The 26,130-nt window shown below is 70.9% G+C and carries 18 protein-coding genes and 2 pseudogenes; 11 read left to right on the forward strand and 9 right to left on the reverse strand.

Going from position 1 to position 26,130, the window contains the following annotated elements:
* The first annotated feature begins 53 nt into the window (after window positions 1–53).
* The 4 genes from ACFZDC_RS18020 (at window position 54) to mshC (ending at window position 3,539) form a co-directional block, all read left to right on the forward strand.
* Window positions 54–740, forward strand: a complete 687-nt coding sequence (locus ACFZDC_RS18020; RefSeq protein ID WP_391324822.1) for an MSMEG_4193 family putative phosphomutase — start codon at window positions 54–56, stop codon at window positions 738–740.
* A 91-nt stretch (window positions 741–831) separates the two neighbouring features.
* A complete protein-coding gene (locus tag ACFZDC_RS18025; RefSeq protein ID WP_391324824.1) occupies window positions 832–1,422 on the forward strand; it encodes a DUF3090 family protein in 591 nt (196 codons plus the stop codon).
* Window positions 1,386–2,216, forward strand: a complete 831-nt coding sequence (locus ACFZDC_RS18030) for an SCO1664 family protein (protein WP_391324826.1) — start codon at window positions 1,386–1,388, stop codon at window positions 2,214–2,216. Before ACFZDC_RS18025 ends, ACFZDC_RS18030 begins: the two co-directional genes overlap by 37 nt.
* 93 nt (window positions 2,217–2,309) lie before the next feature.
* Window positions 2,310–3,539 (forward strand): cysteine--1-D-myo-inosityl 2-amino-2-deoxy-alpha-D-glucopyranoside ligase, encoded by a 1,230-nt coding sequence (gene mshC / locus ACFZDC_RS18035; protein WP_391324827.1) that lies wholly within the window; start codon window positions 2,310–2,312, stop codon window positions 3,537–3,539.
* Window positions 3,540–3,745: 206 nt separating this feature from the next.
* Here the strand turns inward: mshC and ACFZDC_RS18040 are convergent, their stop codons facing one another.
* The 7 genes and pseudogenes from ACFZDC_RS18040 to ACFZDC_RS18070 form a co-directional block, all read right to left on the reverse strand.
* Window positions 3,746–4,807: a PAC2 family protein gene (locus tag ACFZDC_RS18040; RefSeq protein ID WP_391324829.1), complete on the reverse strand. Its 1,062-nt coding sequence runs from the start codon at window positions 4,805–4,807 to the stop codon at window positions 3,746–3,748.
* Window positions 4,808–4,970: 163 nt separating this feature from the next.
* Window positions 4,971–5,641: pseudogene (locus tag ACFZDC_RS18045) on the reverse strand (FadR/GntR family transcriptional regulator).
* Between the two features lie 108 nt (window positions 5,642–5,749).
* Window positions 5,750–5,998, reverse strand: a pseudogene (locus tag ACFZDC_RS18050) (phospholipase A2); the annotation flags it as partial.
* Between the two features lie 262 nt (window positions 5,999–6,260).
* On the reverse strand, window positions 6,261–7,877 hold the full coding sequence (locus ACFZDC_RS18055) for an FAD-dependent oxidoreductase (RefSeq protein WP_391324832.1): 1,617 nt from the start codon (window positions 7,875–7,877) through the stop codon (window positions 6,261–6,263).
* 48 nt (window positions 7,878–7,925) lie between these two features.
* The gene (gene glpK / locus ACFZDC_RS18060; protein ID WP_391324834.1) at window positions 7,926–9,464 is read right to left on the reverse strand and encodes a glycerol kinase GlpK; all 1,539 of its coding nucleotides are present in this window, start codon (window positions 9,462–9,464) and stop codon (window positions 7,926–7,928) included.
* A 76-nt stretch (window positions 9,465–9,540) separates the two neighbouring features.
* Window positions 9,541–10,335 (reverse strand): aquaporin, encoded by a 795-nt coding sequence (locus tag ACFZDC_RS18065; RefSeq protein WP_391324836.1) that lies wholly within the window; start codon window positions 10,333–10,335, stop codon window positions 9,541–9,543.
* A 365-nt stretch (window positions 10,336–10,700) separates the two neighbouring features.
* Window positions 10,701–11,465, reverse strand: coding sequence for an IclR family transcriptional regulator C-terminal domain-containing protein (locus tag ACFZDC_RS18070; RefSeq protein WP_391324837.1), 765 nt, complete (start codon window positions 11,463–11,465; stop codon window positions 10,701–10,703).
* Window positions 11,466–11,762: 297 nt separating this feature from the next.
* Here ACFZDC_RS18070 and metH point away from each other — a divergent pair, with 297 nt between their 5' ends.
* From metH to ACFZDC_RS18090, 4 genes are all read left to right on the forward strand, one after another.
* Complete coding sequence (gene metH / locus ACFZDC_RS18075) at window positions 11,763–15,278, forward strand: methionine synthase (RefSeq protein ID WP_391324840.1); 3,516 nt, start codon at window positions 11,763–11,765, stop codon at window positions 15,276–15,278.
* A 516-nt stretch (window positions 15,279–15,794) separates the two neighbouring features.
* Window positions 15,795–16,535 (forward strand): HAD-IA family hydrolase, encoded by a 741-nt coding sequence (locus ACFZDC_RS18080; protein WP_391324842.1) that lies wholly within the window; start codon window positions 15,795–15,797, stop codon window positions 16,533–16,535.
* 459 nt (window positions 16,536–16,994) lie between these two features.
* The gene (locus ACFZDC_RS18085; RefSeq protein WP_391324844.1) at window positions 16,995–18,599 is read left to right on the forward strand and encodes an ABC transporter substrate-binding protein; all 1,605 of its coding nucleotides are present in this window, start codon (window positions 16,995–16,997) and stop codon (window positions 18,597–18,599) included.
* 63 nt (window positions 18,600–18,662) lie between these two features.
* The gene (locus ACFZDC_RS18090; RefSeq protein WP_391324846.1) at window positions 18,663–20,243 is read left to right on the forward strand and encodes an ABC transporter substrate-binding protein; all 1,581 of its coding nucleotides are present in this window, start codon (window positions 18,663–18,665) and stop codon (window positions 20,241–20,243) included.
* 86 nt (window positions 20,244–20,329) lie between these two features.
* Here ACFZDC_RS18090 and ACFZDC_RS18095 read toward each other — a convergent pair whose 3' ends face one another.
* Together ACFZDC_RS18095 and ACFZDC_RS18100 are read right to left on the reverse strand one after the other, a co-directional pair.
* Window positions 20,330–21,001: a response regulator transcription factor gene (locus ACFZDC_RS18095; protein ID WP_010045368.1), complete on the reverse strand. Its 672-nt coding sequence runs from the start codon at window positions 20,999–21,001 to the stop codon at window positions 20,330–20,332.
* A 14-nt stretch (window positions 21,002–21,015) separates the two neighbouring features.
* Entirely contained in the window at window positions 21,016–22,017 is a 1,002-nt protein-coding gene (locus tag ACFZDC_RS18100; RefSeq protein WP_391324848.1) for a PD-(D/E)XK nuclease family protein, read from the reverse strand.
* 826 nt (window positions 22,018–22,843) lie between these two features.
* On the opposite strand from ACFZDC_RS18100, the gene ACFZDC_RS18105 reads away from it, so the two are divergent.
* The 3 genes from ACFZDC_RS18105 (at window position 22,844) to ACFZDC_RS18115 (ending at window position 26,070) form a co-directional block, all read left to right on the forward strand.
* Window positions 22,844–24,316 carry a site-2 protease family protein gene (locus ACFZDC_RS18105; RefSeq protein WP_391325105.1) on the forward strand — a complete coding sequence of 491 codons (1,473 nt, stop codon included), beginning with the start codon at window positions 22,844–22,846 and terminating at the stop codon, window positions 24,314–24,316.
* Between the two features lie 38 nt (window positions 24,317–24,354).
* Window positions 24,355–25,254: a tRNA (adenine-N1)-methyltransferase gene (locus tag ACFZDC_RS18110; RefSeq protein ID WP_391324849.1), complete on the forward strand. Its 900-nt coding sequence runs from the start codon at window positions 24,355–24,357 to the stop codon at window positions 25,252–25,254.
* A 234-nt stretch (window positions 25,255–25,488) separates the two neighbouring features.
* A complete protein-coding gene (locus ACFZDC_RS18115) occupies window positions 25,489–26,070 on the forward strand; it encodes a hypothetical protein (RefSeq protein ID WP_391324851.1) in 582 nt (193 codons plus the stop codon).
* Window positions 26,071–26,130 lie beyond the last annotated feature (60 nt).

Raw genomic sequence — 26,130 nt, forward strand, 5'->3', positions numbered from 1 at the left:
TCTCCTTTCGTCCGACCATCAGTGCCTGTGGTGATGCGCTTACCCTGGGCCGCATGCCCACGCTGATCCTCGTCAGGCACGGACGGTCAACCGCCAACACCTCGGGCGTGCTCGCGGGGTGGACGCCAGGCGTCGCCCTGGACGAGCGCGGAGCCGCACAGGCCGCCGCGCTTCCCGGACGCCTCGAGGGGCTGCCGATCTCCGAGGTCGTCGCAAGCCCCCTGCAGCGCTGTCAGGAGACCGTACGGCCACTGCTCGACGCCCGGCCGGGGCTGCGCGCCCACACCGACGAACGGATCGGGGAGTGCCAGTACGGCGACTGGTCCGGCCGCAAGCTCGCGGAGCTGAAGGACGAGTCGCTGATGGAGGTCGTCCAGGCGCACCCGTCGGCCGCCGCTTTCCCGGGCGGTGAGTCCATGCGGGCCATGCAGACCCGGGCCGCCGAGGCGGTACGCGAGTGGAACGCGCGCGTGGAGCGCGACCACGGCGCCGACGCCGTCTACCTCATGTGCTCGCACGGCGACATCATCAAGTCCCTCGTCGCGGACGCCCTCGGACTCCATCTCGACCTCTTCCAGCGGATCTCCGTGGAACCGTGTTCCATCACCGCGATCCGTTACACCCGTCTCAGGCCGTTTCTTGTTCGCCTCGGCGACACCGGCGATTTCGCCTCCCTTGCCCCGCGCGAGGAACCTCCCGGGGATGACGCACCGGTCGGGGGCGGTGCGGGCGCACCGTGATCGTCGGCCGCAGTAGGGTGAAGCGATCCACCCCGTCGCCCTCACCCACGGCCCGCACCGCAGCAACCCTCGAATCCCATGGAGACAGGACGTGTCCCGTCAGGTGTTCCTCTACGATCCGCCGGACCGTTTCGTGGCCGGCACCGTCGGACTGCCCGGACGCCGTACGTTCTTCCTCCAGGCCACCGCAGGCTCCCGGGTGACCAGCGTGGCTCTGGAGAAGACCCAGGTCGCCGCGCTGGCCGAGCGCATGGACGAACTGCTCGACGAGGTCGTACGACGCAGTGGCGGCAACGCGGCCGTCCCCGCCGTCGCGCCCACGGAGATCGCCGACACCGCCCCGCTGGAAGCCCCCATCGAGGAGGAGTTCCGGGTCGGCACCATGGCTCTGGCCTGGGACGGCGAGGAACAGCGCATGATCGTGGAGGCGCAGGCCCTCGTGGAGCTGGACGCCGACACCGAGGAGGACCTCGCCGAGGCCGAGGAGCGGCTGCTCCAGGACGAGGAGAACGGGCCCCCGATGCTGCGGGTCCGGCTGACCGGCGCGCAGGCCCGGGCCTTCGCCAAGCGCGCCCTCGACGTCGTCAACGCCGGGCGGCCGCCGTGCCCGCTGTGCAGCCTCCCGCTCGATCCGGAAGGACACGTATGTCCGCGCCAGAACGGATACCGCCGCGGAGCGTGACGGCCGACCCGCACGCCGCCGAGCTGCTCGCCCGCGGGGAGCTGTCCGTGCGCGGCCGGATCCGCGAGGCGTCCAACGCGGCGCTGTTCTGCACGGTCGCGTACGAGGGCCGCGAAGCCACCTGCGTGTACAAGCCGGTGGCCGGCGAGCGCCCGCTGTGGGACTTCCCCGACGGCACCCTGGCCGGCCGCGAGGTGGCCGCCTACGAGGTCTCCGAGGCCACCGGCTGGGGGCTCGTACCCCCGACCGTGCTGCGTGACGGCCCGTACGGCGAGGGCATGTGCCAGCTGTGGATCGACGTCGGCGGCGACACCGAGCTGCTCGCCCTGGTCGACGGCAAGGAGCCCGGACCGGGCTGGAAGGCGATCGGGTTCGCCGAGGTCGGCGAGGGCCGCACCGCGCTGCTGGTGCACGCCGACGACGAGCGGCTGCGCCGCCTCGCCGTCCTCGACGCGGTGATCAACAACGCCGACCGCAAGGGCGGCCACCTGCTGCCCACCACGGACGGCCGGCTCTACGGCATCGACCACGGGGTCAGCTTCAACGTCGAGAACAAGCTGCGCACGCTGCTGTGGGGCTGGGGCGGGGAGCCGCTGACCCCGGAGGCCCTCGAGGTGCTCAAAGGGCTGAGGAAGACTCTTGCCGAGGGCGGGGAGCTGGCCGTGCGGCTGGCCGGAGTGATCACGGCTGCCGAAGTCGACGCCACGCGCGCGCGGGTCGAGGCGTTGCTGGCCTCCGGCCGGCACCCGGAACCGGGCGGGGAGTGGCCGGCGATCCCGTGGCCACCCGTGTGAGCACGTCCGGGAGCGATCCACAAGAACGCATGACCGGCCATCCGACGCGATCCCGTTCGTATAGGCAGCTCGTGGCCGGTTAGGCTCATGTACATGCATGCCTGGCCCGCTTCCGAGGTCCCCGCCCTGCCTGGTCAGGGCCGCGACCTGAGGATCCACGACACCGCGACCGGCGGTCCGGTCACCATCGACCCCGGTCCTGTCGCCCGAATCTACGTCTGCGGCATCACGCCGTACGACGCGACCCACATGGGTCACGCGGCGACCTACAACGCGTTCGACCTGGTTCAGCGCGTGTGGCTCGACACCAAGCGGCAGGTTCACTACGTCCAGAACGTCACCGACGTCGACGATCCGCTGCTGGAGCGCGCGGAACGGGACGGCGTCGACTGGGTCGCCCTCGCCGAGAAGGAGACGGCCCTCTTCCGCGAGGACATGACCGCCCTGCGGATGCTCCCGCCCCAGCACTACATAGGCGCCGTCGAGGCGATACCCGGCATCGTCCCGCTCGTGGAGCGGCTGCGCGACCTCGGCGCGGCCTACGAGCTGGAGGGCGACATCTACTTCGCCGTCGAGTCCGACCCGCACTTCGGCCAGGTCTCGAACCTCGACGCGGCCGCGATGCGGCTGCTGTCCGCCGAGCGCGGCGGCGACCCGGACCGTCCGGGCAAGAAGAACCCGGTCGACCCGATGCTCTGGATGGCCGCCCGCGAGGGCGAGCCCAGCTGGGACGGCGGTTCGCTCGGCCGGGGCCGGCCCGGCTGGCACATCGAGTGCGTGGCGATCGCCCTGGACCACCTCGGCATGGGGTTCGACGTCCAGGGCGGCGGCTCCGACCTGGCCTTCCCGCACCACGAGATGGGTGCCTCGCACGCCCAGGTGCTCACCGGCGAGTTCCCGATGGCCAAGGCCTATGTGCACGCCGGCATGGTCGCCCTGGACGGCGAGAAGATGTCCAAGTCCAAGGGCAACCTCGTCTTCGTCTCCCAGCTGCGCCGGGACGGCGTCGACCCGGCCGCGATCCGGCTGTCCCTGCTCGCCCACCACTACCGCTCCGACTGGGAGTGGACCGACCAGGTACTGCAGGACGCCACCGACCGCCTCGGCCGCTGGCGCGCGGCCGTCTCCCGGCCCGACGGCCCGTCCGCCGACGCCCTCGTGGAGGAGATCCGTGAGGCTCTGGCCGAGGACCTGGACGCGCCCGCCGCACTGGCCGCGGTGGACCGCTGGGCGGCCCGTCAGGAGGCGGAGGGCGGCACCGACACCGGTGCCCCCGGTGTCGTGACCCGCGCCGTGGACGCGCTGCTGGGCGTGGCCCTGTAGCCCCGCCGGCACCCCGACGGCAAGGGGCGGTTCCCGCTGCGGGAACCGCCCCTTGTTCGTCGTCCCGGTCGGCCGGTGTCCCAGCAGTCCGGGCTTGCCCCAGTCGTTCCAGCCGTCGTAGTCGTTCTGGTCGTTGCGGTCGTTGCGGTCGTTGCGGTCGTTGCGGTCGTTGCGGTCGTTGCGGTCGTTGCGGTCGTCCGGTCGTCTCAGTCGTCCGGAGTGTCCTCGTCGCCGCCCTCGGAGAAGCCCTCCGGGGAACCGCCCGGGGAACCACCCGACGAGCCCTCGGCGGGTCCCTCCGTGGAGCCTTCCGCGGGCCCGGAGGCTCCCGGCCTGGGCGGCTTGGGCGGCCGGTTCCTGCCGCCGGGGTTGTCCCGCAGATACGAGCCGTCCCCGCCGTCGGCCGTCGCGTGCCCGCCGGGCGGGCTGACGTCCCGGCGTCGCAGATACCGCTCGAACTCGCGGGCGATCGCCTCGCCGGACGCCTCCGGCAGTTCGGCGGTGTCCCGGGCCTCCTCCAGCGTCTGGACGTACTCGGCGACCTCGCTGTCCTCGGCGGCCAGCTGGTCCACGCCCACCTGCCAGGCGCGCGCGTCCTCGGGCAGCTCCCCCTGCGGGATGCGCAGGTCCAGCAGGTCCTCCAGCCGGTTGAGGAGCGCCAGCGTGGCCTTGGGGTTGGGCGGCTGGGAGACGTAGTGCGGTACGGCCGCCCACAGCGACACCGCCGGGACGCCGGCGTGCGTGCATGCCTCCTGCAGGACGCCGACGATGCCCGTCGGGCCTTCGTACTTGGTCTCCTCCAGGTCCATGCGCTGAGCCAGGTCGGGGTCGGACGTGACCCCGCTGACCGGCACCGGACGGGTGTGCGGGGTGTCCCCGAGCAGGGCGCCCAGGATGACCACCAGCTCCACGCCCAGCTCGTGCGCGAAGCCGAGCAGCTCGTTGCAGAACGACCGCCAGCGCATGGACGGTTCGATGCCGCGGACCAGCACCAGGTCACGCGGCTTCTCGCCACCGACCCGGACCACCGACAACCTTGTCGTCGGCCATGTGATCTTGCGTACTCCGCCGTCCATGAACACCGTGGGGCGGTTCACCTGGAAGTCGTAGTAGTCCTCGGCGTCCAGCGCCGCGAACACCTCGCCCTTCCATTCGCGTTCCAGGTGCGCGACCGCCGTGGAGGCGGCGTCGCCGGCATCGTTCCAGCCCTCGAACGCGGCCACCATGACTGGGTCGATCAGCTCGGGAACCCCCTCCAGCTCGATCACCCAGTGCCTCCTTCCGACGTGCCCTCGCCTGACGTCCCAACCTTACGGCGTCCGACGGGGGCGCCCGCAGCCCCCTTGCCCGGGGATGCCCGGATCACTGCCCCGTTCGCCACCTCGGAACACCCACCCTCCACGGGGAGCCGGCCTGCCGGGCACGGGCACTTCACAGCGTGCTGCGCAGCCACTGCTCCACGCTCGCGATGTGGACGGTGGCCCAGGAGCGGGCCGCCTCCGCGTCCCGGTCGCGCAGGGCGGCGAGGATCGCCTGGTGCTCGCGCAGGGTGCGGCTGACCGCGTCCTCCTGGGTGAGCCCCCGCCAGATCCGGGCCCGGGTGGTCGGCCCCGACAGACCGTCCAGCAGGGAGCACAGCACCGAGTTGCCCGCGCTCTGTACGATGCCCCGGTGGAACTCCAGGTCGCAGGCGACCAGTTCCTCCACCGACGGCTCGGCGCCGAGCGCGTCCAACTGGGCCGACAGCGCGTCCAGTTGCGGTTCGCCGATGCGCGAGGCCGCCATCGCCGTCGCGGCCGGCTCCAGGATCCGGCGCACGGCGAGGAATTCCAGCACCGTGTCGTCGCGGTGGAAGTCCACGACGAAGCTCACGCCTCCAGCAGCAGCTGCGGATCGAGGCTGGTGACATACGTGCCGTCGCCCTGCCGCACGTCCAGGATCCGGATCAGCGACAGGGCCCGTACGGCCTCCCGCAGGGAGTTGCGGGACAGGCCCAGTTCGGCGGCGAGTTCGCTCTCCTTGGGCAGCCGGTCGCCGGGGCGCAGGGCACCGGAGACGATCATGTCCTTGATCTTTTCGATCGCCTCGTCGGTGACTGCCATGACCGGCCTCCCTGTCGCCCGCATGATGTGCTCAGACATCCGATGTCTCAGCACATTATCCGGGGGAGCACACGGGCCGGCCGGTCGGCCGCAGCAGGTGACGGTTCGTCAGCCGAACGCCCTGACGGCCTGGTAGTACGTCCACGCCGTGCTGTTGCAGGCGGTCCCCGTGGCGCCGCCGTAGGTGTTGCAGACGTCCTTGAGGTCCTTGTGCAGGGCGCTGTCGAGGCGACTTGTTGGCACTGAAGGTGCCGGGCGCCTCGTAGGTGCGGTAGCCGAAGTGGCGGCGGGCGCAGGACTTGGCGGGGGGAGGCCGAGGGGGTTGTCGGGCGAGGAGGAGCGGTAATCGGTGGACCAGTGCCCGCACCGTCTCCCGGCCGAGCGCCGACGCACCGCCGTCGTCGACGCCGAACACCTCGCGCAGGGCCTCGAGTGCACTGGAACACGCGTGATCGTTGTTCGTACGGCCATGGATATCAGCCGCCACCGACAGCCGAGCACCCGAGAGGGGCGGCTCCATCGGCGTGGAGCCGCCCCTCTCGTTCCTCCGGCCCCTCGTGCGGGAGGGGCCGTCCCTCATCCGTTCCGGCCCCGGTCAGGGGAAGGGGCCGGCCGGGACCTACTTCTTGTCGAGCAGGTCCTGGACCTTGGCGCGGACCTCGTCCGTGGCGAGGCCCCGGATGGTCAGCGTCGTACGGCGGCGCAGCACGTCGTCCGTCGTCTCGGCCCACTCGTGGTCGCGGGCCCACACGACCTGCGCCCAGATCTCCGGGGCGTCCGGGTGGACGCGCTCGGCCAGCTCCGGGCTCTCGTTCGCCAGGCGGGCGATGTCGAAGGCCAGGGAGCCGTAGTGGGTGGCCAGGTGCTTGGCGGTGTCGGCGGCCATGCGCGGGCCGGGCGCCGGGTGGTCCACCAGGAGGCGGTGGGCGACCGCGCGCGGGTTGGCGACACCGGGCAGCGGGAGCTTCTTCGGCAGCGAGGAGATCGGCTCGAAGTCGTCGCCGAGCGGGTGGCCCGGCAGCACCTCCAGCTTCTGCATCACCGTGCGGCCGATGTGCCGGAAGGTGGTCCACTTGCCGCCCGCGACGGACAGCATGCCGCCCTTGCCCTCGGTGACGACGGTCTCGCGCTTGGCCTTGGCGGTGTCGCCGGGGCCGCCCGGCAGTACGCGCAGGCCGGCGAAGGCGTAGGTGATCAGGTCGCGCTGCAGCTGCTGGTCCCGGACGGAGAACGCGGCCTCGTCCAGGATCTGGGCTATGTCCTTCTCGTTGACCGCGACGTCCGCCGGATCGCCCTCGTACTCCTCGTCGGTGGTGCCGAGCAGCAGCATGTCCTCCCAGGGGAGGGCGAAGGTGATGCGGTACTTGTCGATCGGGGTCGCCAGCGCGGCCCTCCAGGGAGAGGTGCGCTTGAGGACCAGGTGCGCGCCCTTGGACAGGCGGATGGACGGAGCCGCGTTCGGGTCCTCCATCCGGCGCAGGTGGTCGACCCAGGGGCCGGTCGCGTTCAGCACCAGGCGGGCGTTGACGCCGAACTCGTCACCGGAGGTCCGGTCCCTGAGGTCGGCACCGGTGACCCGGCCCTTGGTGAAGCGCAGGCCGGTGACCTCGGCGTGGTTGAGGACGACCGCGCCCGACTCGACGGCCGCGCGGACCGTCATCAGCGCCATGCGCGCGTCGTTCATCTGGTCGTCGCCGTACACGGCCACGGCCCTGAGGTTCTCGGTGCGCAGCTCGGGCACGTCCTGCGCCGCCTTGGCGGGGGAGAGCAGGTGGCCGACGCCGTCACCGAACGCGGAGAGCGCGGAGTAGGCGAAGACGCCCGCGCCGAGCTTCGCCGCGCCGTGCGGCCCGCCCTTGTACACAGGGAGGTAGAAGGTGAGCGGGTTCGCCAGGTGGGGGGCCACCTGGCGGGAGACCGCACGGCGCTCGAAGTGGTTCTCCGCCACCAGCTTCACCGCGCCGGTCTGCAGGTAGCGCAGACCGCCGTGGAGCAGCTTGGAGGAGGCGGAGGAGGTGGCGCCGGCGAAGTCGCCGGCGTCGACCAGCGCCACCCTGAGCCCGGACTGCGCGGCGTGCCAGGCGGTGGAGATGCCCAGGATGCCGCCGCCGATCACAAGAAGGTCGTACGACGCCTTGGAGAGCTGCTCCCTGGTCTCGGCCCGGCTCGGGTTCGAGCCGGAGGCCGGGTGCGTCCCCAGGGCAGGCACGGACTGCAGGGTGGACTGACTGGTCATGTCGGGTACTTACTCCTCGTCAGAGCTGTGCGAGCTGTCTTGAGCCGGTCAGCTCTCGTCCTCGATCCAGCCCATGGTCCGTTCGACGGCCTTGAGCCAGTTCTTGTACTCACGGTCGCGGATGTCCGCGTCCATCTGGGGGGTCCACTCGGCGGCCCGGCGCCAGTTGGCGCGCAGCTCGTCGGTGCTGGACCAGAAGCCGACGGCCAGGCCGGCGGCGTAGGCGGCGCCGAGGCAGGTGGTCTCGGCGACCATCGGGCGCACCACCGGTGCGTCCAGAACGTCGGCGAGGGTCTGCATCAGCAGGTTGTTGGAGGTCATGCCGCCGTCGACCTTCAGGGTCACCAGCTCGTCGCCGGAGTCCTTGACCATCGCGTCGGCGATCTCCCGGGTCTGCCAGGCGGTCGCCTCCAGGACCGCGCGGGCCAGGTGCGCCTTGGTGACGTACCGGGTCAGGCCGGCGATCACACCGCGGGCGTCGGAGCGCCAGTGCGGGGCGAACAGGCCGGAGAAGGCCGGTACGAAGTAGGCGCCGCCGTTGTCCTCGACCGAGAGCGCGAGCGTCTCGATCTCGGCCGCGGTGGAGATCAGGCCCATCTGGTCGCGCATCCACTGCACCAGGGAGCCCGTGACCGCGATCGAGCCCTCGAGGGCGTAGACCGTCGGCTGGTCGCCGATCTTGTAACCGACCGTGGTCAGCAGACCGGCGTAGGAGTTGATGATCTTGTCACCGGTGTTCATCACCATGAAGGTGCCGGTGCCGTAGGTGGACTTGGTCTCGCCCTCGGAGAAGCAGGTCTGGCCGAACAGGGCCGCCTGCTGGTCACCGAGCGCCGAGGCGACCGGGATGCCGCCGAGCAGGTCGCCCAGCTTGCCGCCGGCGACCTCGCCGTAGACCTCGGCGGAGGGGCGGATCTCCGGCAGCATCGCCAGCGGGACGCCGATGGACTCGGCGATCTTCTCGTCCCACTGCATGGTGTGCAGGTTCATGAGAAGGGTGCGGGAGGCGTTGGTGACGTCGGTGACGTGCCGGCCGCCGTTGGCACCGCCGGTCAGGTTCCAGATGACCCAGCTGTCCATGGTGCCGAAGAGGATGTCGCCCGCGTCGGCGCGCTCCTTGAGGCCCTCGACGTTGTCGAGCAGCCAGCGGGCCTTGGGCCCGGCGAAGTAGGCGGCCAGCGGCAGGCCGGTCTCGCGGCGGAAGCGGTCCTGGCCGACGTTGCGCCCCAGCTCCCGGCACAGGGCGTCGGTACGGGTGTCCTGCCAGACGATGGCGTTGTGGACGGGCTCACCGGTGTTCTTGTCCCACAGCACGGTGGTCTCGCGCTGGTTGGTGATGCCGATGGCCTTGATGTCGTCGCGGGTGATGCCGGCCTTCTGGATGGCTCCGGCGACGACCTCCTGGACGTTGGTCCAGATCTCGTTGGCGTTGTGCTCGACCCAGCCCGGCTTCGGGAAGATCTGCTCGTGCTCCTTCTGGTCGACGGAGACGATCCGGCCGTCCCGGTCGAAGACGATGCAGCGCGAGGAAGTCGTGCCCTGGTCGATGGCCGCGATGAACGGGCCTGCGGTGTGGGCGTCGGTCACTGTGTGCTCCTGAAAAGATCCGTGGTGATGGGGCTGTACGTACGGCGCGTGCGCGTGCTCGAAGGCGTGGTGCTTCTTAAGCGAAGGCGACGTTGTAGATGCCTGCAGCGATCGCGCCGCCGATCAGCGGACCGACCACCGGGATCCAGGCGTAGCTCCAGTCGGAACCGCCCTTGTTGGGCAGGGGCAGCAGGGCGTGGACGATACGCGGGCCCAGGTCACGCGCCGGGTTGATCGCGTAGCCCGTCGGCCCCCCGAGGGAGAGGCCGATGGAGACGACCACGAGCGAGGTGATCAGGGCGCCCAGGGTGCCCAGGCCGTTGCCCTTGTCGTTCAGGCCCTGCGTGAGGACGGCGAGCACCAGCACGACGGTGCCGATGATCTCCGTGGCGAGGTTCTGTACCACGTTCCGGATCTCCGGACCGGTGGAGAAGACGCCCAGGACCGGGCCGGCGCCCTTCTCCTGGGCCTCGACGGCCTTGGCCGCCGTGGCCTGCGCGCCCGGACCGCCGACGATCTCCTTGTCGGTGAGGTGGGCGTGGAACTGGCCGTAGTAGGCAAGCCAGACCAGGGCCGCGCCGATCATGGCGCCGAGCAGCTGGCCGCCCCAGTAGGTGGGCAGGTTGCTGAAGTCCTTGTCCTTGATCGCGAGCGCGAGCGTCACGGCCGGGTTCAGGTGGGCGCCGGAGAGCGGCGCCGAGGTGTAAACGGCCGTCAGAACGGCGAAACCCCACCCGAAGGTGATGGCGAGCCAACCGGCGTTACGGGCCTTGGAGGCCTTCAGCGTCACGGCGGCGCAGACGCCGCCACCGAGCAGGATGAGTATGGCGGTACCGATGGTCTCGCCGATGAAGATGTCGGAGCTGGACACCCGCGACTCCTTTGTCCTTCGTCCAGGGAAGCCGAACCCCGGGTCCCTCCGGGGGTTGGCGCCCTCGGGGGTGAGAGCGAATCCGGCCCTTGGCGTTGCCACACCCTAGCGCGTATTGCCGGTAGGTGTTCGACAATGCCGACCGATGGACGGGAGTCTTGCTTCGGCGTTACGCATGCGTCAAGGGTTCTGTTATCGAAAACAGGATCGTTATTGATCGTTGTCGGTTATCACTCTTCGTACGCTGACGTACGTTCTCGCCCCTTATGTCCATTTAAGGGTATGGCGAGAACCGGAACGCCGCCTCGCGTCCCGGTCGTCCCCCGATGGACTCACCTGCTGGTCAGGGGCGGATCACCCGCCGCTCAGAACCGCCCCGCGCCCAGATCCCGGGACACCGCGCGGGCGCAGTCCCGTACCGCCGCGATCAGGTCGGGGCGCAACTCGCCGTCCCGGCACAGCCGTTCCACGGCTCCCGTGATGCCGACCGAGCCCACGGGCATACGGCGCCGGTCGTGGATGGGTGCGGCGACGGAGGCCACGCCCTCCCAGGTCTCCTCCACGTCCGCCGCGTACCCCCGCGCGCGCGTGATGTCGAGGATGTGCTCGAACGCCTCCAGGTCGCACACCGTGCGGTCCGTGAAGGGCTTGCGGTCGGCTTCCATGGCCTCGCTGTGCGCCACCGGGTCGTACGCGGAGAGTACCTTGCCCAGTGCCGTGGAGTGCAGCGGCTGCATGGCCCCTATCTCCAGCACCTGCCGGCTGTCGTCGGGCCGGAAGACGTGGTGGACGATCAGCACGCCCTGCTGGTGCAGGACGCCCAGGTACACGCTCTCCCCGCTGGAGCGCGCCAGGTCGTCGGTCCACACCAGGGCCCGTGCCCGCAGCTCGTGCACGTCGAGGTACGTGGTGCCCAGGCGCAGCAGCTCGGCGCCCAGCTGGTAGCGGCCGGAGACGTCGTCCTGCTCGACGAACCCCTCCTGCTGGAGGGTGCGCAGAATGCCGTGGGCGGTGCCCTTGGCGAGGCCGAGCGACGAGGCGATGTCCGAGAGGCCGAGCCGTCGCTCGCCGCCCGCGAGCAGCCGCAGCATCGCGGCCGCCCGTTCGAGCGACTGGATGTTCCGTGCCATCGCCGTCCTGCCTCCGTCTCCTTCGACCCGCCGACGAACAGCGCGCTGGACACTGTTCGGCAATGTCGAACACTACCGGTCCATGTCGACCTCCCGCTAATGGTTGGGCGACAGCTGTTACATCACCGGGGGCCTGCCCGCGGCGCCTGGGCCGTCCGGGTCCGCCACCGGCGTCCGTCTCGTGGACGCCGGTGCCCATCCAAGCCCACTCCCGGTTACTCTGGCGCCGTGCCCCTTACCCGGCCCTGCTGGGAAAGCCGCATAGCCGACAGCCGTCGCACCTCAGGGAGCCCCTTCATGGCCTCGTTGCCAACGACCCCTTCCGCCGACAGCCGGACCCGTGCGTCCGCGCTCCGAGACGCGCTCGCCACCCGTGTGGTGGTCGCCGACGGAGCGATGGGCACGATGCTCCAGGCCCAGGAGCCCACCCTCGAGGACTTCCAGAACCTCGAGGGCTGCAACGAGATCCTCAACATCACCCGCCCCGACATCGTCCGCTCCGTCCACGAGGCGTACTACGCCGTGGGCGTCGACTGCGTCGAGACCAACACCTTCGGGGCCAACCACTCCGCGCTCGGCGAGTACGACATCCCCGAACGCGTGCACGAGCTGTCCGAGGCCGGCTCCCGGGTGGCCCGCGAGGTGGCCGACGAGTTCACCGCGAAGGACGGCCGCCCCCGCTGGGTCCTCGGTTCCATCGGCCCCGGCACCAAGCTGCCCACCCTCGGCCACGCCCCCTACACCACTCTGCGCGACGCCTACCAGCGCAACGCCGAGGGCCTGGTCACCGGCGGCGCCGACGCGCTGCTCGTGGAGACCACCCAGGACCTGCTGCAGACCAAGGCCGCCGTCCTCGGCGCCCGCCGGGGCCTGCAGGCCCTCGGCCTGGACCTGCCGGTCATCGTGTCGGTGACGGTCGAGACCACCGGCACCATGCTGCTCGGCTCGGAAATCGGCGCCGCCCTCACCGCGCTGGAACCGCTCGGGATCGACATGATCGGCCTGAACTGCGCCACCGGCCCGGCCGAGATGAGCGAGCACCTGCGCTACCTCGCCCGCAACGCGCGCATCCCGCTGTCCTGCATGCCCAACGCGGGCCTGCCGGTCCTCGGCAAGGACGGCGCCCACTACCCGCTGACCGCGCCGGAGCTGGCCGACGCCCAGGAGACCTTCGTCCGCGAGTACGGCCTCTCGCTCGTCGGCGGCTGCTGCGGCACCACCCCCGAGCACCTGCGCCAGGTCGTCGAGCGCGTCCAGGGCCTGACCCCGCCCGAGCGCCACCCGCGCCCCGAGCCCGGCGCCGCCTCCCTCTACCAGTCGGTCCCCTTCCGGCAGGACACCTCCTACCTGGCCATCGGCGAGCGCACCAACGCCAACGGCTCCAGGAAGTTCCGCGAGGCCATGCTCGAGGGCCGCTGGGACGACTGTGTGGAGATGGCCCGCGAGCAGATCCGCGAGGGCGCGCACATGCTCGACCTCTGCGTGGACTACGTCGGCCGCGACGGCGTCGCCGACATGGAGGAGCTGGCCGGCCGCTTCGGCACCGCCTCCACCCTGCCGATCGTCCTCGACTCCACCGAGGTCGACGTGCTCAGGGCGGGACTGGAGAAGCTCGGCGGCCGCGCGGTGATCAACTCCGTCAACTACGAGGACGGCGCCGGCCCCGACTCCCGCTTCGCCAAGGTCACCCAGCTGGCCCAGGAGCACGGCGCCGCCCTGATCGCGCTGACCATCGACGAGGAGGGCCAGGCCCGCACCCCGGAGAAGAAGGTCGAGATCGCCGAACGGCTGATCGACGACCTGACCGGGAACTGGGGCATCCGCGAGGAGGACATCCTCATCGACACTCTGACCTTCACCATCTGCACCGGTCAGGAGGAGTCCCGCAAGGACGGCATCGCCACCATCGAGGCGATCCGCGAGCTGAAGAAGCGGCACCCGGAGGTGCAGACCACGCTGGGCCTGTCGAACATCTCCTTCGGCCTGAACCCGGCCGCCCGCATCCTGCTGAACTCCGTCTTCCTGGACGAGTGCGTCAAGGCGGGCCTGGACTCGGCGATCGTGCACGCCTCCAAGATCCTGCCGATCGCCCGGTTCAGCGAGGAAGAGGTCCAGACGGCCCTCGACCTGATCCACGACCGGCGCAGCGAGGGCTACGACCCCCTCCAGAAGCTCATGCAGCTCTTCGAGGGGGCCACCGCCAAGTCGCTCAAGGCCGGCAAGGCGGAGGAGCTGGCCGCGCTGCCGCTGGAGGAGCGGCTCAAGCGCCGCATCATCGACGGCGAGCGCAACGGATTGGAGGCGGACCTGGACGAGGCCCTCCAGGACCGGCCCGCCCTGGACATCGTCAACGACACCCTCCTGGACGGCATGAAGGTCGTCGGCGAGCTCTTCGGCTCCGGCCAGATGCAGCTGCCGTTCGTGCTCCAGTCCGCCGAGGTGATGAAGACGGCCGTCGCCCACCTCGAGCCGCACATGGAGAAGTCGGACGCCGAGGGCAAGGGCACCATCGTGCTGGCCACCGTGCGCGGCGACGTGCACGACATCGGCAAGAACCTGGTCGACATCATCCTGTCCAACAACGGCTACAACGTCGTCAACCTGGGCATCAAGCAGCCGGTCTCCGCGATCCTGGAGGCCGCCGAGGAACACCGGGCCGACGTCATCGGCATGTCCGGCCTCCTGGTGAAGTCCACGGTGATCATGAAGGAGAACCTGGAGGAGCTGAACCAGCGCGGCCTCGCCGCCCGCTTCCCGGTCATCCTCGGCGGCGCCGCCCTCACTCGGGCCTATGTCGAGCAGGATCTGCACGAGATCTACGAGGGCGAGGTCCGCTACGCCCGCGACGCCTTCGAGGGCCTGCGTCTGATGGACGCCCTGATCGGCGTCAAGCGGGGCGTGCCCGGGGCACAGCTGCCCGAGCTGAAGCAGCGCCGGGTCCGCGCCGCGGCCGCCGTCGAGGTCGAGGAGCGCCCGGAGGAGGGCCACGTCCGCTCCGACGTCGCCACCGACAACCCCGTGCCGACCCCGCCGTTCTGGGACACCCGCGTCATCAAGGGCATCCAGCTCAAGGAGTACGCGAGCTGGCTGGACGAGGGCGCGCTGTTCAAGGGCCAGTGGGGCCTGAAGCAGGCCCGCACCGGGGACGGGCCGTCGTACGAGGAACTGGTGGAGAGCGAGGGCCGCCCCCGCCTGCGCGGGCTGCTCGACCGGCTCCAGACGGAGAACCTGCTCGAAGCGGCTGTGGTCTACGGCTACTTCCCGTGCGTCTCCAAGGACGACGACCTGATCATCCTGGACGAGCGGGGCAACGAGCGCACCCGCTTCACCTTCCCGCGCCAGCGCCGCGGGCGCCGGCTCTGCCTGGCCGACTTCTTCCGTCCGGAGGAGTCGGGGGAGGCGGACGTCGTCGGCCTCCAGGTGGTCACCGTCGGCTCCCGCATCGGCGAGGAGACGGCCAAGCTGTTCGAGTCGAACTCCTACCGCGACTACCTCGAACTGCACGGCCTGTCCGTCCAGTTGGCGGAGGCGCTGGCCGAGTACTGGCACGCCCGCGTCCGCGCCGAACTCGGCTACGCCGGCGAGGACCCGGCCGACATCGAGGACATGTTCGCCCTGAAGTACCGGGGCGCCCGCTTCTCCCTCGGCTACGGCGCCTGCCCCGACCTGGAGGACCGCGCCAAGATCGCGGAACTCCTGCAGCCCGAGCGGATCGGCGTCCACCTGTCCGAGGAGTTCCAGCTGCACCCCGAGCAGTCCACGGACGCGATCGTGATCCACCACCCCGAGGCGAAGTACTTCAACGCCCGCTGACGCTTCCGGGGCTCGGCGGAAGAGCCGCTCCGGAGCCGTCGGCTGCCGTGTACCTACGGTCGCCCGGGCGTGCCGCGGCCTGGGTTCTGGCCGGCCGGGGCGCTTCCGGCCGGACGGGCGGTGTGTGCCGGGTCGGCCGATACGCGTCCGGTCGGCTCGCGGGCGCGGAGTGCCCGGTGCGGGTCGTCCGGTGACGCGGGGTGTCCGGTGACGCGGTGTGTCCGGCGGCGCGCGGCGCTCGTGCGGCTGCCCCGGCACTGGGCCCGCATGCTCTCGACCGTGTCTCGGTGTGTGGAACGCCACGTCCGGACAGCGGGCCGGAGGCACCGGGGCGGGCAGCTGCAGGGCACCCGAAAAGGCCCCCTGGCCTGCATGGGAGGTCCTACATGACTACCCCCGGCGCGCGCGGGATAAACGAGGCGATTCGTTCGCCGGAGCCGTACACTGGTCGGTCCACTGCAGGCCGGTTCCCTGTCCGGGAACCGGCCTGGCCGTCCCCCAAGGAGGTGCGCCCGGATGACCAGCACGGTCCCCGCGCCCGGAACCCTTCCCCAAGCCCTCGACGCCGCTCGAGCAGGGGAGGCCCCCCAGGCCGACGGCTCCGCCCTGCAGGCGGTGCTCCTCGACATGGACGGCACCCTGGTGGACACCGAGGGCTTCTGGTGGGACGTCGAGGTCGAGGTCTTCGCCGCCCTCGGCCACAGCCTCGACGATTCCTGGCGGCACGTCGTGGTCGGCGGTCCCATGACCCGCAGCGCCGGCTTCCTCATCGAGGCCACCGGTGCCGACATCACCCTCGCCGAACTGTCGGTCCTGCTCAACGAGGGTTTCGAGGCCCGCATCGGCCGTCATCTGCCGCTGATGCCCGGCGCCGCCCGGCTGCTCGCCGAACTCCACGAGCAGGCCGTCCCCACCGCCCTGGTGTCCGCCTCCCACCGGCGCATCATCGACCGGGTGCTGAGCGTGCTCGGCTCCCATCACTTCGGACTCTCCATCGCCGGTGACGAGGTCTCGCGCACCAAGCCCTACCCGGACCCGTACCTGCTCGCCGCCGCCGGCCTCGGCGTGGACCCGGCCAGATGCGCCGTCGTCGAGGACACCGCGACCGGCGTCGCCGCCGCCGAGGCGGCAGGCTGCCATGTGGTCGCCGTACCCTCCGTCGCCCCCATCGTCCCGGCCGAGCGGCGCACCGTCGTGACCTCCCTCGAGGAGGTCGACCTGGCATTCCTGCGCGGTCTGATGACGGAAATGCGCTAGCCGTTCACGGGGGGTACCCCCTGCCCGAAGCGCGAGGGGGACTGCAATGTTCATTGGACGCGTTGGACAAAATTCCGGGGAAGTACACCCAGGCGCCATTCCAAGGGGGCCGCCCGGCCGAATCCCGGTAACGCCCGGTCCCGAGGGAATGTGACGTTCACCACCCTTGACCGGCTCGACATCGCTAGCCGAGTGTGCTGATCGCCCCAGCTCGAGGCCGATAAGTGGGACCTTGTGTCCCGATTGATGGGACGCTGTACGAATCCTGCCGCTGTCGGGTTTTCGGTGCGTCCACACCCGGTTTCACTGCGTGATGAGGGCTCAACTCGCGCGGCTGTTAACCCTCCTACGCGCGCGGACTAATCTCATCGCGAGAACATCGCCGCAACCCCCGTGATCCGCCGCACCACCCATGCATGCCGGGTACACGGACTCGAACAGCTCTGGAGAAACTCCCGCATGAACCGCAAGACTTTGGTGCTGCCGGCAGTGGTCGGCCTGCTCACGCCGGTTCTCGCCGCGTGCGGCGGGACCGACAGCGGGAGCAAGAGCGGGGACGCCATCGTCGTCGGCACCACCGACCGGTTCACCGCCACCAGCGACGCGCCGGCGCCCCTCGACCCGGCCTACGCCTACGACGTCGGCACCTGGAACATCCTGCGCCAGACGGTGCAGACCCTGATGACCCAGCCCAAGGGCGAGGGCGACCCCGTGCCGGAGGCCGCCGAGAGCTGCTCCTTCACCGACAGCGGCAACGAGCGCTACGCCTGCAAGCTGCGGGACGGCCTGCAGTTCGCCAACGGCGACAAGATCACGGCCGAGGACGTCAAGTTCTCCATCGACCGCGCCCTGCACCTCAAGGCCGACAGCGGTGTCTCAACCCTGCTGAACACCGTCGACACGGTCGAGACCCAGGGCGAGCGCGAGGTCATCTTCCACCTCAAGACGGCCGACGCCACCTTCCCCTACAAGCTGTCCACCCCGGTCGCCGGCATCATCGACCCCAAGGACTACACCAAGAGCAAGCTGCGGGACGGCTTCGAGGTCGACGGCTCCGGCCCCTACACCTTCAAGGCCGACGTCAAGGACAACGCGATCGTCAGCGCCACCTTCACCAAGAACCCCACCTACAAGGGCAGCGTGAAGGTGCACAACGACCAGGTCGTGCTGCGCACCTACGACAACGCGGACACCATGGGCAGCGCGCTCGACAAGGGTGACATCGACGTCATGACCCGCGCCATGTCGCCGGCGCAGATCAACAAGCTGGACAGCGGCTCCGACGCGAACGTCGACCTGGTCGACATGCAGGGCCTGGAAATCCGCTACCTGGCCTTCAACACCAACGCGCCCACCGTGAAGAACAAGGCCGTCCGCCAGGCCGTGGCCCAGGTCATCAACCGCGGCGAGCTCGTCTCCAAGGTGTACGGCACCCAGGCCGAGCCGCTGTACTCGCTGGTCCCGGCGACCCTCACCGGCCACTCCAACTCGTTCTTCAACACGTACGGCAACCCCAGCGCCGCCAAGGCGAAGGACCTGCTCACCAAGGCCGGCATCACCACCCCGGTGAAGCTGACGCTGCACTACACCACCGACCACTACGGCTCGGCCACCAAGCAGGAGTTCGAGATCCTGCAGAAGCAGCTCAACGGCAGCGGCCTGTTCGACGTCTCCATCCAGGGCCACCCCTGGGCGACCTTCCGGCCCGCCGAGCAGAAGGGCCAGTACGACGTCTACGGCATGGGCTGGTTCCCCGACTTCCCGGACGCCGACAACTTCCTCGCGCCCTTCCTCGACAAGGGCAACTTCCTCGGTTCGCCGTACTCCAACGGCACCATCCAGCGCACGCTGATCCCGGCTTCCCGCCGCGAGGCCGACCGGCTCAACGCCGCCAAGAACCTGACCGCGATTCAGGACATCGTGGCCGAGGACATCCCCGTGCTGCCGCTGTGGCAGGGCAAGCAGTACGTCGCCGCGCGGGACAACATCACGGGCGTCTCCTACGCCCTCAACTCCTCCTCGACGCTTCAGCTGTGGGAGCTCGGCCGCGGTGTGAGCGGCTGACGTTCTCCCTGTCCGGGGCCCGGGACGGCGGCCCCGGATCGACGAACCGACGACAAGGCACATATGAACATGCGCGACCAGTGGCCAGTCCTGCCCATCGTGGCGGCCCTGGCCTCCGGCCTGTTGACCGCCTGCGGCTCGGAGACCGGTGACTCCGGGGGTACCGGCTCCTCCGTGGTGATGGGAATGTCCGACGACGTCCTCGCCACGGACCCGGCTTCCGGCTACGACCCCGGTTCCTGGTTGTTGTTCAACAACGTCTTCCAGTCGCTGCTCGGCTTCCCCAAGGGAGCGACACAGCCCCAGCCCGAGGCGGCGAAGGAGTGCGCCTTCACCGGCACCCGGGCCATGGTGTACCAGTGCACCCTCAAGGACGGCCTGAAGTTCAGCAACGGTGACGCCCTCACCTCCGAGGACGTGAAGTTCTCCTTCGACCGCATGCTGAAGATCGACGACGCCGCCGGTCCGGCGGTCATGTTCCCGATGCTCGACAAGGTCGACACACCGGACGCGAAGACGGTCGTCTTCAAATTGAAGGTCCCCGACGCCACCTTCCCCAGCAAGATCGCCTCCGGCGCCGGCTCCATCGTCGACCACCGGCAGTACGACGCGAACGGCCTGCGCACCGACGACAAGGCCGTCGGCTCCGGGCCCTACAAGCTGGACTCCTTCGACAAGAATCAGGCCGTCTTCTCCGTCAACCCCGCCTACAAGGGCACCGCCGAGATCAAGAACTCCGGCGTCACCCTGAAGTTCTTCCACGGCGACCGGACCGCCCTGAAGAAGGCCCTCGAGAACGGCGACATCGACGTCGCCTACCGTGGCCTGACCGCGACCGACATCGCCGACCTCGACCAGCAGGACGGCAGCAAGGGCATCGACGTCATCGAGGGCAGCAGCGCCGAGGTCCAGCACCTGGTCTTCAACATGGACGACCCGGTGGCCGGCAAGCTCGGCGTCCGCAAGGCCATGGCCTACCTCCTCGACCGCGACGCCCTGGTCAGCAAGATCTACCGGGGCACGGCCACCCCGCTGTACTCGATCATCCCGGCGGGCATCGCGGGCCACAACACGGCCTTCTTCGACACCTACGGCGCCCGCCCCTCCAAGGACAGGGCCGCCGCCGCGCTGCGCGCCGAGGGCATCACCGGCAAGGTGAAGCTCACCCTCTGGTCCACGCCGTCCCGCTACGGCCCCGCCACCGACGAGGAGCTGCAGGCCATCGCCGGCCAGCTCAACGCGAGCGGACTGTTCCGGGCCGACGTCAAGTCCGTCGCCTTCGGCCAGTACGAGAAGGACATCGCCAAGGGGAAGTACGGCGTCTACGTGAAGGGCTGGGTGCCCGACTACCCGGACGCCGACAACTTCACGGCGCCCTTCTTCGGCAAGGGCAACGTGCTGGGCAACCGCTACAGCAACAGCGCGATCACCGGCACCCTCATCCCCGGCACGGCCGCTCAGAGGGACCGTGCCGCGACCGACCAGGACTTCGGGAAGCTGCAGGACATCGTCGCCGACGAACTGCCCGTGCTGCCGGTCTGGCAGGCGAAGCAGTACGCGGTCACCCGCGACGGCGTCTACGGCCTGGAGTACTGCCTGGACGCCTCCACGGTGTTCCGGTTCTGGGAACTCAGCAAGAGCTGACGGGCCGTCCGGCCGGTTGGCGCGAAGGGCGCCCCCCGCGTGAGGGGGGCGCCCTTCGCGCCATGGGGTCCGTCGTCGTACGGGTCCTACTGCGCGCCGGGGCGCACCAGACCGCTCTCGTACGCGTACACCGCGGCCTGCACCCGGTCCCGGAGGCCGAGCTTGGTCAGGACGTGCCCGACGTGCGTCTTGACGGTGGTCTCGCTGACGAACAGGTCCGCGGCGATCTCCGCGTTGGACAGCCCGCGCGCCACCAGCTTCAGCACCTCCACCTCCCGGTCGGTGAGGGTGTGCAGGGTGTCCGGCACGGGCTCCTCGCCGGAGGGCAGATGCGTGGCGTACTTGTCCAGCAGGCGGCGGGTGATGCTCGGCGCCAGCATGGCCTCGCCGGCCGCGACGACCCGGATCGCCTGCACCAGCTCATTGGCGGGCGCGTCCTTGAGCAGGAACCCGCTGGCCCCTGCCCGCAGTGCCTCCACCACGTACTCGTCCAGGTCGAACGTGGTCAGCACGAGCACCTTCGCCGGGCCGTCCCGCCCCGGCCCCGTGATCTGCCGGGTCGCCTCCACCCCGTCCATCCGCGGCATCCGGATGTCCATGAGCACAACATCCGGCTGCAGGGCTCGCACCTGGTCGAGGGCCTGCAGGCCGTCGCCGGCCTCGCCCACGACCGCGAGGTCCTGCTCGGCCTCCAGGATCATCCGGAAACCGGTACGCAGCAGCGGCTGGTCGTCGACCAGTAGGACGCGGATGGCCACGTGACACTCCTTCGCTAGTCCGGCCCCATTCTGCCCTGCGAGACGGAACCCGACTCGGGCGCCCTCACCGGCAGCGGATAGGGCGGGGGAGTCCCGCCGAACTCCGGGCAGTGCGCCTGGTGGTCGCACCAGCCGCACAGCTTCGTCGGCCGGGGCCGCCACTCACCGGTCTCGGTGGCCTGCGCGATGGCCTCCCACAGGGCGAGCAGCTTGCGCTCGACGCGCTCGAGGTCGGCGAGGACGGGGTCGTAGGTCAGCACGTCCCCACTGCCGAGATAGACGAGCTGGAGCCGGCGCGGGACGACGTTCTTCAGCCGCCACACCACCAGGGCGTAGAACTTCATCTGGAACAGCGCGCCCTCGGCGTACTCGGGCCGCGGCGCCTTCCCCGTCTTGTAGTCGACGATCCGCACCTCACCTGTGGGCGCCACGTCGACGCGGTCGATGATCCCGCGCAGGCACAGACCCGACTCCAGCTCGGCCTCCACGAACAGCTCCCGCTCGGCTGGCTCCAGCCGCGACGGGTTCTCCAGCGTGAACCAGCGCTCCACGAGCCGCTCGGCCTCACCGAGCCAGCGAGCCAGCCGCTCACCCTCCGGATCATCGGCGAACAACTCGCCGACCTCCGGCCGACTCTCCCGCAGCCGGTCCCACTGCCCCGGGATCAACGCCTTGGCCTGCGGCGCGGTCCGCTCAACGGCGGGCGCGTCGAACAGCCGCTCCAGCACGGCATGCACCAGCGTCCCCCGGGTCGCCGCCTCGCTCGGCTTCTCCGGCAACCGGTCGATCACCCGGAACCGGTACAGCAACGGGCACTGCATGAAGTCACTGGCCCGGGACGGTGACAGCGAGGCGGGCGCCACGGCCACGCGCTCGGGCGCGCTCCCGTCGGCCACGCCGACGGGTGCCTCGCCCGGGGCCATGACGACCGCCGCCTCCACCTCCGGTGCCACGCCCGCCTCCGGTGGCACGCCCTCCGGTGGCAAGGTCCCCGCGTCCTCGATGCTGCTGTCCATGACCCCAGACCATACGGCCCGGCACTGACAGTCACCCAGCCGCGGGCCGCGTCGGCCACGCGTCCGCGGGGCAAACACAAGGGGTGCCGGGGCGGAACGTGCCACCACGGCCGCATACCATCGACCCGAGACCTTCCGCCCGGCAAGGCGTGGAAGACGCTTCGAACGAGGGGACACCGTGGACGTGAGCGGCGGGAGCGGGCAGCCGCGGTCCGGCAACGACGAGCCGGCCGAGCGCCCCGCAGGTCCTAGGGCCCCGGCGACCGGACCCACCGACCACCCCGGCCCGGAGCCCCACGAAGTCCCGACACCCCCACCCCCCGCGGGCCGGGCCCCACACCCCGACCCGGCCACCCCCGAGCACACGCGAGCCGCCGACCCGGAGCCGGGGGCCGACGAGGACGGACGAGCCGCCGACCCTGAGGCTGGGGTGGACGAGGAGGCCCGGGTTGCCCGTCCGGAGGCGGGGGCCGACGGGGGTGCGCGAGCCGTCGACCCGGAGGCGGGTACGGGCGAGGACGCGCGAGCCGTCGGCCAGGAGCCGGGTGCCGATGAGGCCGCGCGAGCTACCCATCCGGAGGCTGGGGTGGACGAGGAGGCCCGGGCTGCCCGTCCGGAGGCGGGAGCCGACGGGGGTGCGCGAGCGGCCGAGCCGGAGGCGGGGGCCGACGAGGATGCGCGAGCCGCCGACCCGGAGGCGGGTACGGGCGAGGACGCGCGAGCCGTCGCCCAGGAACCGGAGGTCGGCGAGGACGCGCGAGCTGCGGGCCAGGTGCCGGGGGCCGACGGGGACGCGCGAGCCGGCGGTCCAGAGCACGGGACTGGTGTGGATGCGCGTGCCGTCGGCCACCGGTCGACGGCGGATGAAGACGTACAGGCTGCCGGCCAGGAGCTGAGGGGCGACGGGGACGGGCGGGCTGCCGAACCGAAGCCGGAGGCCGGCGAGGACGCGCGTGCTGACGGCCCGCAGCCCACGGCCGGTGAGCAACCGGGAACCGTCACCGGTCGGGACGCGCGGCCCGTGGGCCCGCGGACCGAGGGCGGCGAAGAGAGTGCCGCCGGCAGCCGTACCGACACCGACGAGCACCGTTCCCTCGCGCACTCCGGGATCGCCAAGGGCGAGCCGCCCCAGCCGCGGCCCAAGGAACCCGGCGGCGGGCTGCTCATGGGCCGCCCCTTCGGCGTGCCGGTGTACGTCGCGCCGAGCTGGTTCCTCGTCGCCGCGCTGATCACCTGGGTCTTCGGCGGCCAGCTCGACCGCGTGCTGCCCGAACTGGGCGCCGCCCGCTACCTGGTGTCCCTCTTCTTCGCCGTCGCCTTCTACGCCTCCGTGCTGGTCCACGAGCTGGCCCACACGGTCGCCGCGATCCGCTTCAAACTCCCCGTCCGACGCATCCAGCTCCAGTTCTTCGGCGGCGTCTCCGAGATCGAGAAGGAGGCCGAGACCCCGGGACGGGAGTTCGTCCTGGCCTTCGTCGGGCCGCTGCTCTCACTCGTCCTGGCCGGACTGTTCTACCTGGCCATGACGCCGGTGGAGCCCGACACCGTCCCGGGCGTCCTGCTGGCCGGCCTGATGGTCTCCAACCTCATCGTCGCCGCCTTCAACCTGCTGCCCGGCCTGCCCCTGGACGGCGGCCGGATGCTCCGCGCCGTCGTCTGGAAGATCACCGGCAGGCCCATGAGCGGCACCGTCGCCGCCGCCTGGGTGGGCCGCGCCCTCGCCATCTCCGTCCTCGTCGGCCTGCCGCTGCTCAACCAGTCCGGCGCTCTCGGCGGCGGCAACGAGGACATCAGCGGCATGGACACCGTCACCGATGCCCTGCTCGCCGCCATCCTCGCCGCGATCATCTGGACCGGCGCCGGCAACAGCCTGCGCATGGCCCGCCTGCGCGAGCACCTCCCCGAGCTGCGGGCCCGCAACCTGACCCGGCGGGCCGTACCGGTCGAGAACGACACGCCGCTCTCCGAGGCCCTGCGCCGCGCCAACGCCGCCGGCGCCCGCGCCCTGGTCGTCGTCGACGCCGACGGCAGCCCCCTCTCCCTCGTCCGCGAGGCCGCCATCGTCGGCGTACCCGAGCACCGCCGCCCCTGGGTGGCCGTCAGCGGCCTCGCCCAGGAGCTCACCGACGGCATGCGGGTCTCCGCCGAGCTGGCCGGGGAGGACCTGCTGGACGCCCTGCGGGCCACCCCCGCAACCGAGTACCTGGTCGTCGAGCAGACCGGCGAGATCTACGGCGTCCTGTCCGCCGCGGACGTCGAACGGGCCTTCGTGAAGGCCATGGCCAGGCCCACCTCGTAGTGGTCGGCGGCCTCCGCAAAGGCCGGTAGTCTGTTCACATGTCCGAACCGACCGGTGCCGCCCGCAGGCGCGGGCCCTTCAAGGTCGGGGACCAGGTACAGCTGACCGACCCCAAGGGCCGCCACTACACGTTCACGCTCGAAGCAGGGAAGAACTTCCACACCCACAAGGGCTCCTTCCCGCACGACGAACTGATCGGCGCTCCCGAGGGCAGCGTTGTCCGCACCACCGGCAACGTGGCCTACCTCGCGCTGCGCCCCCTGCTCCCCGACTACGTCCTGTCCATGCCCCGCGGGGCAGCCGTCGTCTACCCGAAGGACGCGGGGCAGATCCTCGCCTTCGCCGACATCTTCCCCGGCGCCCGCGTCGTGGAGGCCGGCGTCGGCTCCGGCTCGCTCAGCAGCTTCCTGCTGCGCGCCATCGGCGACCAGGGCATGCTGCACTCCTACGAGCGCCGCGAGGACTTCGCCGAGATCGCCAAGCAGAACGTCGAGCGCTACTTCGGCGGCCCGCACCCCGCCTGGCAGCTGACCGTCGGCGATCTCCAGGACAACCTTTCGGACACCGACGTCGACCGTGTCATCCTCGACATGCTCGCCCCCTGGGAGTGCCTGGAGGCCGTCTCCAAGGCGCTGGTCCCCGGCGGCATCCTGTGCTGCTACGTGGCCACCACCACCCAGCTCGCCCGGACCGTCGAATCCATCCGGGAGATCGGCTGCTTCAACGAGCCGACCGCCTGGGAGACCATGATCCGCAACTGGCACATCGAGGGCCTGGCCGTCCGCCCGGACCACCGGATGATCGGCCACACCGGCTTCCTGCTGACCGCCCGTCGCCTCGCCGACGGCGTCGAGCCGCCCATGCGCCGGCGCCGCCCCGCCAAGGGCGCCTACGGCGAGGACTACGCCGGACCCAACGCCGACGGCGGCGGCCGCTGACCGGCCCTCCGCCGAGCACAACGCACGGGCGCCGTGCCCGAGTTCCCCACCGATCAGGGGAACCCGGGCACGGCGCCCGTCCGTTGACACGACACGGGATGGGTACGCCCCCACGCGCGCGTGCTCTTCGTGTGCGGGAATCCCGCACCGACCCCGCCGTTCCCCCGCACTGTGACGTGTGGCACCATGCTGGCCACCCCCTCACCGGCACAGCCCTCACAGGAGACACTCCTAGTGCAGCAATCCGCCGTTCCGGAGCTCGCCCTCACGCACACCCGGCCCATCCACTGGGTCGCCACCGCCACCGCCGTGGCCGGTGTGATCGCCCTGACCTCCGTCGTACAGCCCGGCTCGGCCACGGCCGCGCAGCCGGCCACCGGCACCGAGGCCACATCCGCCCCCGCCGCCATGGCACCGCCCGGCACGACGGGCGTGCACTTCCCCCTCCAGTGCGGACCGGTGAAGGCGGTGGTGGTGAAGAAGGCCACCGGCGACCTGGACGGGGACGGCAGGCCGGAAACCGTCGCCGTCGTCCACTGCGACGCCGCCATGGGCACCCCGCCCGACGGCGTCTACGTCCTCACCCGGGGAAAGGACGGCGGCACGGCCCGCGTCGTCGCCACACTCGTCGACCCCAAGGACCGGCTCACCGTCACCGAGTTCGCCCTGCGCGCCCGGGCCGTCAGCGCCACCCTGCTCGGCTACTCGACCGCCGACGTACCCAGTTGCTGCCCCGACGTGAAGACCCCGGCCAAGTGGCAGTGGAACGGCAGCGCGTTCGTCCGGTCCAGCCCCGCAGCGGCCCACAGCGTGTGACACTCCGGCGGCCGACCGGCACCCCCACGCGCCCGCGCACCGGACGGCTACCGGCACTCA

The sequence above is a fragment of the Streptomyces sp. NPDC007905 genome, from assembly GCF_042959345.1.
GTDB lineage: Bacteria > Actinomycetota > Actinomycetes > Streptomycetales > Streptomycetaceae > Streptomyces.

Excerpts from the sequence above, each read along its gene's own strand:
- ACFZDC_RS18020 (WP_391324822.1), top strand. The coding sequence starts at position 54 with ATGCCCACGCTGATCCTCGTCAGGCACGGACGGTCAACCGCCAACACC.
- ACFZDC_RS18030 (WP_391324826.1), top strand. The coding sequence starts at position 1,386 with ATGTCCGCGCCAGAACGGATACCGCCGCGGAGCGTGACGGCCGACCCG.
- mshC (WP_391324827.1), top strand. The coding sequence starts at position 2,310 with ATGCATGCCTGGCCCGCTTCCGAGGTCCCCGCCCTGCCTGGTCAGGGC.
- ACFZDC_RS18055 (WP_391324832.1), bottom strand. The coding sequence starts at position 7,877 with ATGACCAGTCAGTCCACCCTGCAGTCCGTGCCTGCCCTGGGGACGCAC.
- ACFZDC_RS18070 (WP_391324837.1), bottom strand. The coding sequence starts at position 11,465 with ATGGCACGGAACATCCAGTCGCTCGAACGGGCGGCCGCGATGCTGCGG.
- metH (WP_391324840.1), top strand. The coding sequence starts at position 11,763 with ATGGCCTCGTTGCCAACGACCCCTTCCGCCGACAGCCGGACCCGTGCG.
- ACFZDC_RS18080 (WP_391324842.1), top strand. The coding sequence starts at position 15,795 with ATGACCAGCACGGTCCCCGCGCCCGGAACCCTTCCCCAAGCCCTCGAC.
- ACFZDC_RS18085 (WP_391324844.1), top strand. The coding sequence starts at position 16,995 with ATGAACCGCAAGACTTTGGTGCTGCCGGCAGTGGTCGGCCTGCTCACG.
- ACFZDC_RS18090 (WP_391324846.1), top strand. The coding sequence starts at position 18,663 with ATGAACATGCGCGACCAGTGGCCAGTCCTGCCCATCGTGGCGGCCCTG.
- ACFZDC_RS18100 (WP_391324848.1), bottom strand. The coding sequence starts at position 22,017 with ATGGACAGCAGCATCGAGGACGCGGGGACCTTGCCACCGGAGGGCGTG.
- ACFZDC_RS18110 (WP_391324849.1), top strand. The coding sequence starts at position 24,355 with ATGTCCGAACCGACCGGTGCCGCCCGCAGGCGCGGGCCCTTCAAGGTC.